This is a genomic window from Butyrivibrio fibrisolvens, assembly GCF_037113525.1.
GTDB classification, from domain to species: Bacteria; Bacillota; Clostridia; order Lachnospirales; family Lachnospiraceae; genus Butyrivibrio; species Butyrivibrio fibrisolvens.
Genome location: NZ_CP146963.1, coordinates 2,599,019 through 2,613,338 on the forward strand (window position 1 = coordinate 2,599,019; position 14,320 = coordinate 2,613,338).

9 protein-coding genes are annotated in these 14,320 nt (G+C 40.4%); 1 reads left to right on the forward strand and 8 read right to left on the reverse strand.

The features are described 5' to 3' along the window. Nucleotides 1-221: 221 nt before the first annotated feature. From WAA20_RS10910 to uxuA, 4 genes are all read right to left on the reverse strand, one after another. Nucleotides 222-1,586 (reverse strand): MATE family efflux transporter, encoded by a 1,365-nt coding sequence (locus WAA20_RS10910; protein ID WP_073387060.1) that lies wholly within the window; start codon nt 1,584-1,586, stop codon nt 222-224. Between the two features lie 182 nt (nt 1,587-1,768). Further along, nucleotides 1,769-3,202 carry a sensor domain-containing diguanylate cyclase gene (locus WAA20_RS10915; protein ID WP_073387061.1) on the reverse strand — a complete coding sequence of 478 codons (1,434 nt, stop codon included), beginning with the start codon at nt 3,200-3,202 and terminating at the stop codon, nt 1,769-1,771. A 158-nt stretch (nt 3,203-3,360) separates the two neighbouring features. Then, nucleotides 3,361-4,980 carry a mannitol dehydrogenase family protein gene (locus tag WAA20_RS10920; RefSeq protein ID WP_073387063.1) on the reverse strand — a complete coding sequence of 540 codons (1,620 nt, stop codon included), beginning with the start codon at nt 4,978-4,980 and terminating at the stop codon, nt 3,361-3,363. A gap of 208 nt (nt 4,981-5,188) precedes the next feature. Next, nucleotides 5,189-6,316 carry a mannonate dehydratase gene (gene uxuA / locus WAA20_RS10925; RefSeq protein ID WP_073387064.1) on the reverse strand — a complete coding sequence of 376 codons (1,128 nt, stop codon included), beginning with the start codon at nt 6,314-6,316 and terminating at the stop codon, nt 5,189-5,191. 307 nt (nt 6,317-6,623) lie between these two features. Here uxuA and WAA20_RS10930 point away from each other — a divergent pair, with 307 nt between their 5' ends. Beyond that, on the forward strand, nt 6,624-7,532 hold the full coding sequence (locus WAA20_RS10930) for an AraC family transcriptional regulator (RefSeq protein ID WP_073387066.1): 909 nt from the start codon (nt 6,624-6,626) through the stop codon (nt 7,530-7,532). Between the two features lie 69 nt (nt 7,533-7,601). Here WAA20_RS10930 and WAA20_RS10935 read toward each other — a convergent pair whose 3' ends face one another. From WAA20_RS10935 to WAA20_RS10950, 4 genes are all read right to left on the reverse strand, one after another. After that, nucleotides 7,602-8,567, reverse strand: a complete 966-nt coding sequence (locus WAA20_RS10935) for an ROK family protein (RefSeq protein ID WP_073387067.1) — start codon at nt 8,565-8,567, stop codon at nt 7,602-7,604. 102 nt (nt 8,568-8,669) lie between these two features. Beyond that, a complete protein-coding gene (locus WAA20_RS10940) occupies nt 8,670-8,894 on the reverse strand; it encodes a hypothetical protein (RefSeq protein WP_073387069.1) in 225 nt (74 codons plus the stop codon). A gap of 37 nt (nt 8,895-8,931) precedes the next feature. Next, complete coding sequence (locus WAA20_RS10945; RefSeq protein ID WP_073387070.1) at nt 8,932-12,393, reverse strand: EAL domain-containing protein; 3,462 nt, start codon at nt 12,391-12,393, stop codon at nt 8,932-8,934. Nucleotides 12,394-12,533: 140 nt separating this feature from the next. Further along, nucleotides 12,534-14,171 carry a diguanylate cyclase gene (locus WAA20_RS10950; RefSeq protein ID WP_073387072.1) on the reverse strand — a complete coding sequence of 546 codons (1,638 nt, stop codon included), beginning with the start codon at nt 14,169-14,171 and terminating at the stop codon, nt 12,534-12,536. Nucleotides 14,172-14,320: the final 149 nt, after the last annotated feature.

Genomic DNA, 14,320 nt, shown 5'->3' on the forward strand with positions numbered 1-14,320 from the left:
TGTTTTTCGGCACTTTCATTTGGTGTTTTTCGGCACTTTCATTTGGTGTTTTTCGGCACTTTCATTTGGTGTTTTTCGGCACTTTCATTTGGTGTTTTTCGGTTGTTATAAAAAGCTCTTGGAACCTTCATTCCAAGAGCTATCCTTTAGCTTGTTATTTTCATTTCCTTCTGTCATTCCCGGTTGTCTCATAGAATTTCTTTTTATCCTCATACATCTCCTTAATCAATCACTTTCTGTCTCCCCGAAAACATCCTCTCTATCTTAGGCGCTACATACAGCCATGCAACAAAAGTGAATATTCCCGTAGTAAGCCACGCTGCCGGGTCGCAGGCACTTGCAAGCTCGTATATCATAAACTTCATAGACAAAGCCGCCATTATAGCTCGTGATACCAGCTCTACCACTCCGCCCATCATGGGAAGGAAACCGAATCCGCAGCCCTGCATCATATTTCTGAAGATGAAAATAGCTGATAATGGTATATAGCAAATAGCGCAAAATCTTATATATGGTATAGCCCATGGAAGCTGGATAGCAACGTTCTCTGCGGAGCCAAAGAACAGATACATGGCCGGCTCAAGCAATGAAGTAGAAAGTATAGCAGCTACAACAGAATAAACAGTCATAATGATAAGCGCGTTCTTAACACCGCCCTTAAGCCTGTCATATTTACCTGCACCAAAGTTTTGTCCTGCATAAGCTGCCATTGTCTGGCCAATTGATGGCATTCCCTGTGTGATCAGACTCTGCAATTTACTTGCCGCAGAAAATGATGCAACTGCCACAGAACCATACAGATTGATCGCAGCCTGCATTATCATAGTACCTGACGCTGTGATAGCAAACTGAAGTGCCATAGGTATTCCCACTCTTAGCTGGTGGCTTGTATCCCTTGCTTCAAGATGCCAGTCTCTTTTTTCCGGCCAGATAGAATGCTGCTTTTTATAGATATATACAAAGCAAAGAATCGCTGATATTCCCTGAGATACAACTGTTGCAAGCGCCGCACCGAATGTCTTAAGATCAAGTCCTACTATACACACAAGATCCAGAACGATATTTAAACCTGCAGAAAGCATCAGGAAATAAAGCGGCACCTTACTATTACCAATAGCCCTCAAAATAGATGCCCCCAGGTTATAGAACACACTGGCACAGATACCATAAGCTATAGTAATAATATACGCATATGAATAATCAAATATATTGTCAGGCGTGTTCATGATACGAAGAATCCCCTTCATACTGACAACACTTATAAAAGTCGTGATAACAGTCACTATAACAGCAAGTATTATCGCATTAGCCACACTATGACGAAGCCTGTTCTCATCACGTGCACCGTAGCTCTGACTAGTCAGAACCGTAAAACCAGTAGCGAGTCCATTAGCAAACCCAAGGATCAGAAACATAATAGTACCCGTAGCCCCAACAGCAGCCATCGCATCAGCCCCGACAAATCTGCTAACTATAAGCGTATCCACCATGTTATAAAACTGCTGAAACAAATTTCCTATAAATAGCGGAATCATAAACTTTATCAATATAGGCGCTATGTTCCCCTTTGTCATATCTGACTTCATATATCATCTCTCCATAATCCAAAAGCTTATTGCCAACGCAATATGCATTACTTCACACATAATAAATATCTATCGCTTGCGAGTTCCTGAGGATGGTAGTTAATAAATGATTTTGTTGGCTTTGAAAAATATATCAAAATCATTTATTAACTACCATCCTCAGGAACCCCAAAAGATACGATTCAATTATGCACCGTCACTGTGCCCTTGCCCGCGTTCTTGCTTGCATAGAGCCCCTGATCCGCTCTTTCTATGGCAGCTTCTATTGTTTCTCCATGATGTACATTGGTCACACCGCCGCTTATCCTTACAGGCATCTTGGTATCTTCTTTATCGAGGTCCGACTGGATCTGCCCCAGAATATCGGCTGCCCTTTTTGAATTCATGTACATGATCCCAATGAACTCATCACCACCCCAGCGCCCGACTATACCGCAATTGGCTGTAGCCTGCTGCAGGAGCGATGCCACCATCTTAAGAACACCATTACCGTACAGGTGTCCCATTTGATCATTAAACTGCTTAAAATCATCAACGTCAATCATGAAAAGAGATAAATTTCCGCGATGTTTTCTTAAATTTTCGGTATATTTCATCCTGAACATTCTGTTATTAAAAAGGCCTGTAAGATCATCCGTATTCTCATGCTCTATTGACAGCCTGTTCATCCTAGTAAGAAGTATAGTCGATGCAGTTATAAAGATTGCAAGAACAATCACAAGAAGTACAACAGCATACGCTATGATCCTGTTGTACTCTGACAGAACATCAGAAATATCTTTAACTACGATTACATTCCAGTTAAGATCTGTATTGTGCTTTATTGTCATACAATGAATTCTGTCAAGCCAGATATAATCGTCTTTTCCCAGGTCAGTAGATGTAATGACAGTCTCCGTAAGCCCCAGGGCATTTGCAGCTTCTTCCGGAGTCTTGTAATAATCAGTGCTTCCGCTAAAAGAGTTCATGGCATTACCAGTGTTGACGATCATAATGTCAACATCCATGGTATCCTTCATAGTTGTTATATACTCTTCTATCTCACTAACTTCCTGAGCCGTTCCTGCTACTCCAAGGAGATTCCCGTCATCATCTTCCACGCGGCAGTTAACAAAGAGATTTGTAGTAAATCCCATAGTCTCGTCGTGGTCTATCTGGATATCATAGGATTTATCAAGTTCTACGAAATTGTAGTACCAGCTGTCAAAATCATCAGCGGGGGATATGGTCTTGTTAAGACCATCCTGATAATAGTAATTACCTGTTTTTTCTGATACAAAAAATACTGTGTCGTATCCAAGGACTTCTTGATATTCTTTGAGATAATCATAGAGCTGGTCTATATTTTCGTTATTTTCAGGGATCGCCGTCTCTGATTCTGTCCATTTCTTCAGGAAAATATCTGAAGCGATCATCTGGGATGCGACTCTTTGAGTGGTGGAAACATTTGAAATCTGCGACGATACATCAATGCCCGTTACTATGACATCGTTCTGGGCCTGATTCTTGGCATTTTGATTGAAAAAATTCACCAGCCCAAACTCAATTGCCGCAAATCCTGCGACCACCACGACGATTATAAGGATATTAGTTATCAGAACTATGTGTTTACGCATACCAAAGACCTTTCAAAAGTACCTAAAAGTGCTTTAAAAAATTTGTAGAACGGAATTCAAAAACTATTTTAAGATCAAGGACACAAAAAAGCCGAAACAAAGAATAAACCTTATAGTCCATTCTTTATTTCGGCATTAAATACATCAGTCTTTAGCTATTATTGGAGAGCCGCAAGCTGCTCGCGAACTGCACCCTCTTTTGCTATAAGCTTTGCAAAGTCAGCTACTACTGTATCTGCAAGGCCTGCTTCTTCAAGATCTACAGCAAAGATCTCTTTTCTCTTAAGGATAGGAAGAAGAACTTTTTTGAGCTCATCTACGCTTCTTGTATCGCCAAGTTTAATAGTACGTGTGATCGCTGCTACTTCATCAAGAAGTGGATCTGAGCTACACTCAAACTCTGCGCCCTTATCATCGATTCCCATTGTGTATCTAAGCCAACCTGCAAGTACAAAAGGAATAGCCTTAAGAGCATGAACATCAAGATCACTTGATGCAATATAGCTCTTAATAGTCTCACCGAAACGAATTGCAAGCTTCTGAGAAGTATCTGTTGCGATTCTCTGAGGTGCGTCAGGCATGAATGGGTTAGGAAGACGAACCTTGGTTACAGTATCGATGAAGTCCTTAGGATTGATAACGCCTGGATCTACTACAACAGGAAGGCCTTCTACATAACCAACTGTGTTTATGAGCTTAACAAGATCAGCGTCCTTCATCTCTTCTGAGATCCTTGTATATCCAAGAAGGCATCCATATACAGCAAGTGCTGTGTGAAGAGGGTTAAGGCATGTTGTAACCTTCATACGCTCTACATTATTAACTGTATCTCTGTCTGTGAAAATAACTCCAGCTTTCTCAAGGGCCGGTCTTCCATTAGGGAAGTCGTCTTCTACTACAAGGTATTCACTTTCTTCTGCGTTAACAAAAGGAGCAACATATGTATGGAAACCTGTGATAACAGGCTCGAGACCTTCTACGCCGTCTTCTGCAAGCATAGCCTTAACGCTGTCATCAGGTCTTGGTGTGATCTTATCGATCATAGACCAAGGGAATGATACAAGGCTCTTGTCATTTATATAGTCAACAAATCCTGTATCAGCCTTGCCGTTGTCAGCCCATGCCTTAGCAAATTCATAGATAGCTGCATAGAGCTTCTCACCATTGTGTGAGCAGTTATCTGTACTTACCATAGCGATAGGAAGCTTACCATTTGTATATCTTTCATACATAAGGGATGCAACTTTACCAATGTAGCTGTGAGGCTTTGCAGGGCCTTCGTTCATGTCTGCAAGAACAGCATCCATGTAGCTTCCGTCAGTCTTTTTGAGGTTATAGCCCTTCTCTGTGATTGTGAATGTGCAAAGCTTAAGGCTCTTGTTTCTAAATACCTTCTTAAGGCCTTCAAACTCAGCATCTCTTTCAGAATCAAGGATATAAGACTTTGCAATTGAGCCGATAACCTGTTTTTCTACAGATCCGTCTGACTTAAGGATTGCAAGGATAGACAGATCCTCGTATGTTTTATATGCCTTCTCAACGATCTCGTAGTCAAAGCCTTCTGCTACTACGATACCTGTGTTCATAAGTCCTTTTTCAATAAGGTTCTGGGCAAGAACTGCATGGAATGCACGGAAAATGTTACCTGCACCAAAATGTACCCATTCAGGAGCTTCTTCTGTATTCTTGATTATTTCTGCTCTGTCATAAGCAGGAAGATGATAGCCTTTGGATTCCCAAGCGCTTGAATCTTTAATTCCCTCTACTGTAAGTTTCATGATCATATCCTCTTTATATTCTATGAATAACTTTTTATTCTATAAGTGAATCTATTTTTTCTGTGGTTTATATTATTTCCCACATCATCTATATCTTTTTACTCATAAAGATTTTCTTCAATCAAACTACAATTTTTTCTATATCTATATAGATGATCTCTATTTGTTTTTATCTATAGTTTTTATCTATAGTTTTTATCTATAATTTTTATCTATGGCTCTTCTCGATTGCTTCCCAAAGTCCCTGGATGTAGCAAGCTCCAAGTGCTCTGTCATAAAGACCGTATCCAGGCATTGCCTTCTCATCCCAGATCATGCGGCCATGGTCAGGGCGGATAGGTCCGTCAAAACCGATATCATAGAGAGCCTTAACGATCTCATACATATCGAAGCTTCCGTCTGAAGAAAGGTGGCATGCTTCTTCGAAATCTGCAGGACCTACAGGGATCTTCTCGCCTGTCCAGCTTGTTACCTGGCTTCCGTCTTCGTGCTGGAAGGAGTTGAACTGAAGGTTACGTACGTGTGCGAAGTGGATACGACCCTTAAGATTTCTGATCATCTGAGGAAGGTCGTTCTCAGGATTTGTACCGTAAGAACCTGAGCAGAATGTAACACCGTTGTGTACGTCATCAACAGCTTTCATCATACGCTGAATGTTCTTTTCATTATTGATGATACGAGGAAGGCCGAATACGTTCCATGCAGGATCATCAGGGTGAATTGCCATCTTGATGTCATACTTGTTACATACAGGCATGATAGCTTCAAGGAAGTATACAAGGTTTGCAAAAAGCTTATCCTCGTCGATATCCTTGTACATCTCGAAAAGCTCTTTTACACGAGCCATTCTCTCAGGCTCCCAGCCCGGCATAACTGTTCCGTTCATGTCGCCGTTGATTGAAGCGAACATGTCTTCAGGATTGATGGCATCAACAGCTTTCTGATTGTAAGCAAGAACTGTAGCGCCGTCTGCTCTTCTTCTTGCAAGCTCTGATCTGGTCCAGTCGAACACAGGCATGAAGTTGTAACATACCATGTGGATGTCTTCTTTACCAAGATTCTCAAGAGTCTTGATGTAGTTATCTATATGCTCGTCGCGCTTACCGCCGCCAATCTTGATATCATCAGAGATGTTTACTGATTCGATACCTGAAATGTGCATATCAGCTTCTGCAACGTCAGCCTTTAATTTTTTGATCTCATCCTGAGTCCAAAGGTCACCTGCTGCCTTGTCGTAAAGTGTTGTGATAACGCCCTTTACACCTGGAATCTGATTTATCTGCCATAACTTAACAGTATCAAATTCCTTACCATACCAACGAAGTGTCATTTCCATAACGCAAAAATCTCCTATCTCTTATATATTGAAAATATTATAATCATTGAAATTCTACTGAAATCGATTACATCGTTTATTTTCTGCTAATTCTACTTATAATTCAATTGACAAAAAAGTTGCATAGTTTGCAAAAATGGCAATATAATAATAGTGCTATGAATTACTATATTTTAAAGATAATATAACTATTCGTATCACCCGCCCAAACTTCACACATATAGAATTCACTCTGTAATAATCGAGACTTACACTAATTCTATATGTACGAAGTTTGAGATTCCCAACTTTGTGGAGAATTCTAAATATGAGACGAGAACTCAGAAGCGATTTTACAACAAGACAGACCATGCTTTCAGATCTTTTCGAGCTTTATTATTACAGCGATGTTACAATAAAACCCGTTGAGATGCATTCGCACGATTATTATGAATTCTATATATTCCTTGAAGGCGACATAGCTATGGAGATTGAAAATGTGGCAGAGCCAAATATAAAACTCGTCCCGGGCGATATAGTCGTATTCCCTCCTGGTGTAAGGCATCATGCAATAGCAAGGCGTTCCGCCCCTAAAAATAAAGGTAAAGAGCAAAATCCTACCCCCTACCGCCGTTTCGTTTTCTGGATAAACGATAAGTACCTTAAAGAGCTGGTAAGTATCTCTCCTGACTATGCCTATCTCATAGAGGAAGCTCAAAAAGGCAAATTCATTCACCACCTTGAATCCGCTCTATTTGGCCAGGTTCAGTCCAAAGCAATTACTGTTCTTGAAGAAATAAGCACCGTGCACTATGGCCACGATGCTTTCCTTAGAATATATTCATCTGAGCTACTGCTGACTCTTACAAGATACGTCTACGAATCTGAGCACAAGATAAGCGTACCGGAGAACACGGACATGATGGGCCAGCTCATAACCTATATTGATGAACACCTAACCGACACACTATCTCTAGACATCCTTGCAGAAAAGCTTTTTGTCAGCAAGTCCTACATCGTACATGAATTCAAGAACAGACTCGGTCTCTCCGTCCATCAATATATAGTAAAAAAACGCCTGGCCGGCTGCCGGGATCAGATGCTGAGCGGCATACCTATTAGCCAGGCGTATATTACTTATGGTTTCAACGATTACTCTAACTTTTACAAAGCTTTCCGTAAGGAATATGGCTACTCTCCACGAGAGTATGTTGATATACATACCATGCCAGGATGATCAAAACGGCCTCTGGCATACATTTCAAGATAACCAGAGGCCGGATTGCAACTATTTCTTAATTTAATCTTATTTCTTACTACTCTTTATCATCGACAGTGCGCCGTAGAGAATAGAATCGTCTCCAAGCGCTGCTTTCTTAAGGTCCACAGTGGTCCTTATGGACGGCATGCAGTATCTGTCTACTTCTGCGAGAATCTTCTCCATAAAGATATCGCCCACAGCTTCCATTACACCGCCGCCATATACGATGATATCAGGGCTTATGGTATTGATCATATTGCCTGATGCGATCGCAAGGTAGTGGCAGGCTCTGTCAACAGCTTCCATGGCAACCTTATCACCTTTTTCCAGAGCTTTTTTAAGAACTTTAGACTTAAATACGCCACCTTCTACAGCTTCTGCCATCTCGCTCTTACGGCCACGAGATACCTGCTGTCTGATATATCCGGACATACCCTGCTTACTTGAAAATGCCTCAAGACATCCCCTTTGTCCGCAGTTACAAAGTGGGCCTTCAGGGTCAAGTATCATATGGCCATACTCAGCAGCCTTAAACTCATTACCTGTAAAGAGCTCTCCGTTTAAGATAAGTCCGCCGCCCATTCCTGTTCCTACGAAGAAACCTGCAACGTTCTTATATCCCTTTGCAGCGCCGTATTTGTACTCGCCAAGAACACCTACGTTAACATCGTTGCCGATAAAGAAGGGCACGCCGAATTTCTTTTTTATCGGGGACTTGATATCATAATTCTTCCAGGGCAGATTCGGGGAAAAGAGGATTATTCCGTCTTTCTGGTTGATAACACCCGGAGCACCTGCTGCAATAGCTCCTATATCTTTTTTATCAATACCTGATTCTTTTATGAGCTCGTCAACAACGCTGATAATGACTTCTTCTACATTACCCGCACTGTCTCCGCCTTCTTTAGTTTTCTTCTTGAGTCTGTATGTGATCTTCTCCTTTTCATCAAATACAGCTCCAAGTATCTTGGTTCCTCCAATATCAAGACATATATTATACTTCTCACCCATAAATAATCCTCCTATCGAAAGTCGCTTGTAATAGAACGTGGTGTCGCTTGCGACGCCCCGTTCCGAGTTACCTTCGATAAACTCATTTAGCCGAAGGTTAACTCATTTTTTAGGAACTTCAAATGTTTCCTCGTTTTCAAGGACATAGTTGATTGTAGAATTAATAGAAAACTCCTCACCTTTTCCGCTTGATGTTGTAAGTACAACAGGTGTGATCCTATGAACCTTAAAAGCAGGATCTTTTTTTACAGGATCTGTCATCTTATTCAGAATATACTCATTAAGTTCACGTTCTGTTGTAAATGTCTGAGATTTTACTAATACCATTTTTACCCCGCTTTCTGCGCATAAGCGCTACCTGGTTCTAGGTTATCATTATATGCAGCCTGTTGCCTTCTCTTGTTTTCGTTAGTCTTATGTGACACATGTTCTTGGAAGTAGTGCCATCATAAAGCCGCAGTTCCAGAAGCATTTTGATCGTCTGCCCTGAATAATTGTCGTATCCACTGTAGATCGCATCTATTACCTTATCTCTTGATTCCGGACTTACAAGATTGATCATTTGACCCTCGCAAAAGCTGTGGAGCTGAGGGACAGAATTGCATCTGAACAGCCTTGTAAAGCTACTGTTAACAAGAAGTACCGGATTATTCATCGATGCTTCGCATATAGCAAATGCCGCCGGCATTGTTTCAAGAAGTTCGCTTGTCGTAAGTTCGATCTTACTAAAGGTCTCTTCATCATCACCAGGTGTATACATGCAAAAACGACTCTTGCCACCTCGTTTTGCTGCGTACATTCCCTTGTCAGCCATCTGATACAGATGATGATATTCTCTTCCCTGTTCCGGATACATGGAGTAACCAGCTGACATCCTGCAGCTGATAGTATTTCCTTCGTATTCGATTGTTACAGGCTTTGAAAGAAGATCCGTTAAGAATTCATCTGTAAATTCTTTGGACTTATTCATGAGAAGGCCAAGGAATTCATCGCCGCCAATCCTGCATACAAGTCCGTACATTTCAAACTTATCCTTAAGTTTTTTGGCCACGGCTTTAAGCATCTCATCTCCGGCGCTATGCCCAAACTTATCATTAACACGCTTAAAATCATCAAGATCCATCATGATAAGTGCTGATGTACTCTCAGGATTCTTGAACAAGTAATCACGAATAACAGGAACTGCGCTATATCTGTTCTGAAGGCCTGTAAGAAAATCTGTCTCAACAGCTTCTTTTTCCTTAAGAAGCTTTCTGTGATACTCATTGACATCATAATCAAGGAAGTATGCAAAAAGTTCTCCCGTTTCATTAGACTTTACAACCTGATATATGGCATGAAGCCATAACATCTTGCCACTTGCATAAGATCTGAATTCTATAGAGCCAAATTCATTCCCGGCCTCATATTCTCTTATTATGCTTTCTCTGTTAAAAAAGGATGTTACCGCGTCAAGATCCTGCAAGTCTACCGAAATGTTTATAAGATCCTGTACTACGCTCTGATAATCGTTATAACGGCTCTTATAATCCTTCGTATCGAGAGTGCTCTTTGCACGGAAATGCATATCAATAATAGTATTCTGAGTCAGATTGACTTCAAAATAAAAAGCACCATCCAAAAAATCATTATATGACTTATAGCCCAGCATCTTGGAGAACTCGCGGCTTGAAAGCCACATAAAAGCAGGATTTCTAGGAATCTTATGTTTATTCTCATCCAGTTCACCAAGCATTCTTACACGGTCAATATCGATATCGCTTATGCATACAAGGAATTTAGGCTTTTTCTTGACTTCAATATAGATAACATCAAACTTCTGCCATCTGTAGTTGCCTTCGATGTCTCTGACTCTGAAACATTCAGTTACAAATTCTTTATTGGTCCTTGATATCTTATCAAGTATCTTTTCTTTGACAAAAAATTCTACAAATCTGTCCCTATCTTTCTCATGAACACAACTTTTTATAAAAGTCCTACTGTATTCATCGCTGGACATGATAGTGCTATTCATTACGTACTCAGAACTGTTTATATAAATATTGTCTATGGTCCCCTCTTCCGGATCCAAAACGTCTATCTTGTTGTATTGGGTATAGATAAACTTAAGAAGAGCCTTCTGCTTCTCTGATCTTGCAGCCTGCGTATATACAGACATGTTGATACTTGTTATAAGGAAAGCAGATCTGTTCCTGTAAGTTGCAATATGCCTTGCCTGGAAGGTACAATTCTGACCATTTATAACATAGTCGCAGGATTCCTGCTTGCCTGAGCTCTTGCACCTGTTTACAGCATTTACAAATACTGAAGGCAGCTTTCGCTTGCCCTGGTTAAGGAATTCCTCTGCCTCCTCAAGCGTATTGATATTAAGCTCAGCAAGATGACCCATATAAGCCGGATTGCAGCTCAAATAGATGAGTTTGTCTCTCCTCATCTCCATGATCGCCATAGGCAGACCTTCAGAATCCATGCCGGTATTTTGGACATCAAGAGGGTTAGCTGACAGGAGGTTGACTTTTCCTATCCTTGTATAGTATTTCCTCATACCCTCTGACTCTCTTTTTAGAGATGATGCGAAAATATTCTCTATTTTATCCGGACATGAATACAAAAAGCCCTGTATGTTTTCACACCCGATCTTCTTAAGAAAGTCAGACGCTTTCTGAGTCTCTACGCCTTCCGCAACTGTCTGGATGCCAAGATTCTTGGCCATATTGATAATAGAACGAAGGATAACTCTGGTTTCGTGATTTTCTTCAAATCCTCTCATGAACATCATATCAAGCTTGATGCAGTCAAACTTGAAATCTTTGAGCATGTTGAGGGATGAATATCCGCTTCCAAAATCATCAAGCCATACCTGATATCCAAGTGCTCTGAATCTGTCAATGCAGCTTCCTATCTTTCTTGGATCTGTTGCAAAAATAGATTCTGTTACCTCCACATGGAACAGGTCACTTGAAAGGCCGTATCTATTAGCTATACCATCAACTTCTGTAACGATATCATCTCCGAAGAAATCCTGCTGGGATAAGTTAACAGAAACAGGTACTACCATAATGCTCTTATCTATCTTTTCCCGTAGGTCTCTGCATACTGAATCTATTATGTGAAGATCAAGCTTTTTGATGACCTGATATTTTTCCAGAATCGGAACAAAATCTCCGGGAGATATTCTTCCAATCTCAGGATCATCCCATCTTGCTAAAGCCTCATATCCACTGACTTCGCCTGTAAGAACCCGGATAACAGCCTGATAGTAAGGCTTGATATCTCTGTTTTCTATTGCCTTTTCCAGCTTCTCGATTATAAAACGCTCTCTTTGGAAGTTCTCATCAATGGAAGAATCGTAGTAAGCAAACATGGTGTCGTACTTCTTCCTTATACTGTCGCAGGCAACCTTTGCCTTATTAAGGCAGCTATGAGCGTCAAAATCCTTCTCAGTTGGTAGATATACTCCGGCGCGCATCTGAAGGTGCGTATCCATCCTAAACGGGAGAAGCTCTTCACATACGGCCACTATCTTGAATTCAAGATCAGCCTTATCTGTTAGTACTGCAAAATGGTCAGAAGCAATACGCCCGCAAAGCTCCTGTGGAAAAAAAGCCTCGATCGTGCGTGCAACAGTAACCAGGCAGTCATTACCTGCCGGAAGTCCATATATTTCGTTGTAGGATCTGAAATTTTCCAGATTAAAATAGACGAACGCAATATCCTTACGTTCGGTAGGATCGTTAAGTACATGCTGAGCCATAGCAATAAAAGAGGCGAAATTAGGCAGCCCTGTTAGCTCATCTATTGTATTTCGCGGCTCGAAATCACTCACAAACTTATTTTTCCTTTCTTCGAATTACGGAGCCTGAGATAAACTCCTTATGTAATCCTATTTAGTAAAGAAGGTTTCCAAATAAGTATATCGGTAAGTACACTTAATATTATACCATGTTTTGATAATTTTATATTGGTTTATAGATAATTGCAAAGTCCGCTCTTTCTTTCGCGTTTATTATCATACATGAACTTGTCTGCCCTTTGTATAACTTCATCCACATTTTTGTCCTGCACATGATTATAACTTGCAAAGCCTTTAGATATAAAGACCTTATCCCAGGGATTTATTGCATTTTTATTGATCATATCAGCTGCTTTATCAAACTGTTCTTTAAGTTCATTTAGATTTTGATAATCTTCATTTTGAAGTATTACAAAGAACTCATCACCGCCAAACCTGAACACAGGACTATGTTTAAAGATATCACTTATAGCGCGGCTGGCTGTCTTAAGGTATATATCGCCTTTATCATGTCCGAATCTGTCATTGATGCTTTTTAAGTTATCACAGTCAAAAGCGCCAATCGCAAACTCAGGGTTAGAAGCTGAATCTATCTCTTTTTGAAGTTCATCTACCGCTACAGTAAATGCTCCTTTATTTTTTACATGGGTAAGAGAATCGACATAAACCTGGGCGTTTAGGTCGCTTATATGTGCCTTTACGTTATCAGAAAGACTCTTAAAAGATCTGGTAAGTCTTCCAAGCTCATCGTCTTCGTTATACGTAAGTTCAAAATCGTAATCACCGTTATATACCTTATCTGCCGCCTCTGTCAGCTGTTCAAGAGGCTTTGTGATACGCCTTGTATATAGCATTAGGAATAAACTTGCTACAATTAGTATCACAACTGTTCCCAATACAATATTTAAAATAAGTCCCTGCCATTCACCCTGGGTTTCATCGATAGGTGCAGTGACATATAGGCACATGCCGTTACTTAGAGGCTTGCAGGCAGCTATTTTCTCTTTTCCCTCAAAATTGTACTTAACAAGACTTCTATCTTCCAAATTGTCATAAGGTATATCTATAGAAAAGCTTCCCTGAAGACTTGTTACATCTATATGGGGATGATAGAAAAGGTTGCCTTCTGCATCGCCCAGAAATGCGTATCCGTTATTATAAAGCTGTATTGCGTCCACTTCTTTGGCCATCGTAGAATAATCAACTTCTATTCCGATAACTCCAATGAACTGTCCATTATAGTAAACCGGCGCATCGTAAGAAATTACGCGAACATCGAGATTGTCAGTAATATAAGGCGTCAGCCATATTGCCCTGCCTTCGTATTTGGGAATCGTGAACCATACAAGATTAGACGTATCCTCAACATCATAAAGGGTGATATCAGTAACTTCATGTTCTTTGAATCCGTTACCATCAAGATCAATGTACCAGAACCCCTTAACAGTCTTCGAAACAGAAGGATCAACCCTGTAATAATAAGTCAGAACGCCTTTGGTCTTATTAGCCATGATCTCAAAATAGTCACGAACAGCCTTCATATGCTCTTCAAACTGCTCGTCATTAAATTCTTCTATAGTACTTAGATCATTTTCAGCAAAAGATGTAACTTTTAAAACAGAGTTCTGAACACTGTCAAAATAATAATCAAGGCTCATAGCCCCAGTCTCACACAGCATAGTAAGCAGCTGGTCAGATTTGCGGCTTTCGGTCCTTCGTATAAAGATAGCGCTTAGTAATGTTGCAAATGCAAGTGCAGCAAATATAACGCATAGCATTGTAGCAGTGATCCTGCTTCGCAATGAACGCATCAGCATTTCTCCTAAGAAAAAATCCGATATATGTTAAAGACAGCTGTTAAAAAGCTATCATTAACTTATATCGGATTTTTTTAATAATTTTATGAGGTAGGTGTCAAAAGTTCCTTTTGACACCTTATGACTAACGGATTGTTCCGTTT

Bases quoted from the DNA above. Each gene is read 5' to 3' on its own strand.
- uxuA (WP_073387064.1), bottom strand. From the start codon at position 6,316: ATGGAAATGACACTTCGTTGGTATGGTAAGGAATTTGATACTGTTAAG.
- WAA20_RS10940 (WP_073387069.1), bottom strand. From the start codon at position 8,894: ATGGTATTAGTAAAATCTCAGACATTTACAACAGAACGTGAACTTAAT.
- WAA20_RS10920 (WP_073387063.1), bottom strand. From the start codon at position 4,980: ATGAAACTTACAGTAGAGGGAATTAAAGATTCAAGCGCTTGGGAATCC.
- WAA20_RS10915 (WP_073387061.1), bottom strand. From the start codon at position 3,202: ATGCGTAAACACATAGTTCTGATAACTAATATCCTTATAATCGTCGTG.
- WAA20_RS10910 (WP_073387060.1), bottom strand. From the start codon at position 1,586: ATGAAGTCAGATATGACAAAGGGGAACATAGCGCCTATATTGATAAAG.
- WAA20_RS10930 (WP_073387066.1), top strand. From the start codon at position 6,624: ATGAGACGAGAACTCAGAAGCGATTTTACAACAAGACAGACCATGCTT.
- WAA20_RS10935 (WP_073387067.1), bottom strand. From the start codon at position 8,567: ATGGGTGAGAAGTATAATATATGTCTTGATATTGGAGGAACCAAGATA.
- WAA20_RS10950 (WP_073387072.1), bottom strand. From the start codon at position 14,171: ATGCGTTCATTGCGAAGCAGGATCACTGCTACAATGCTATGCGTTATA.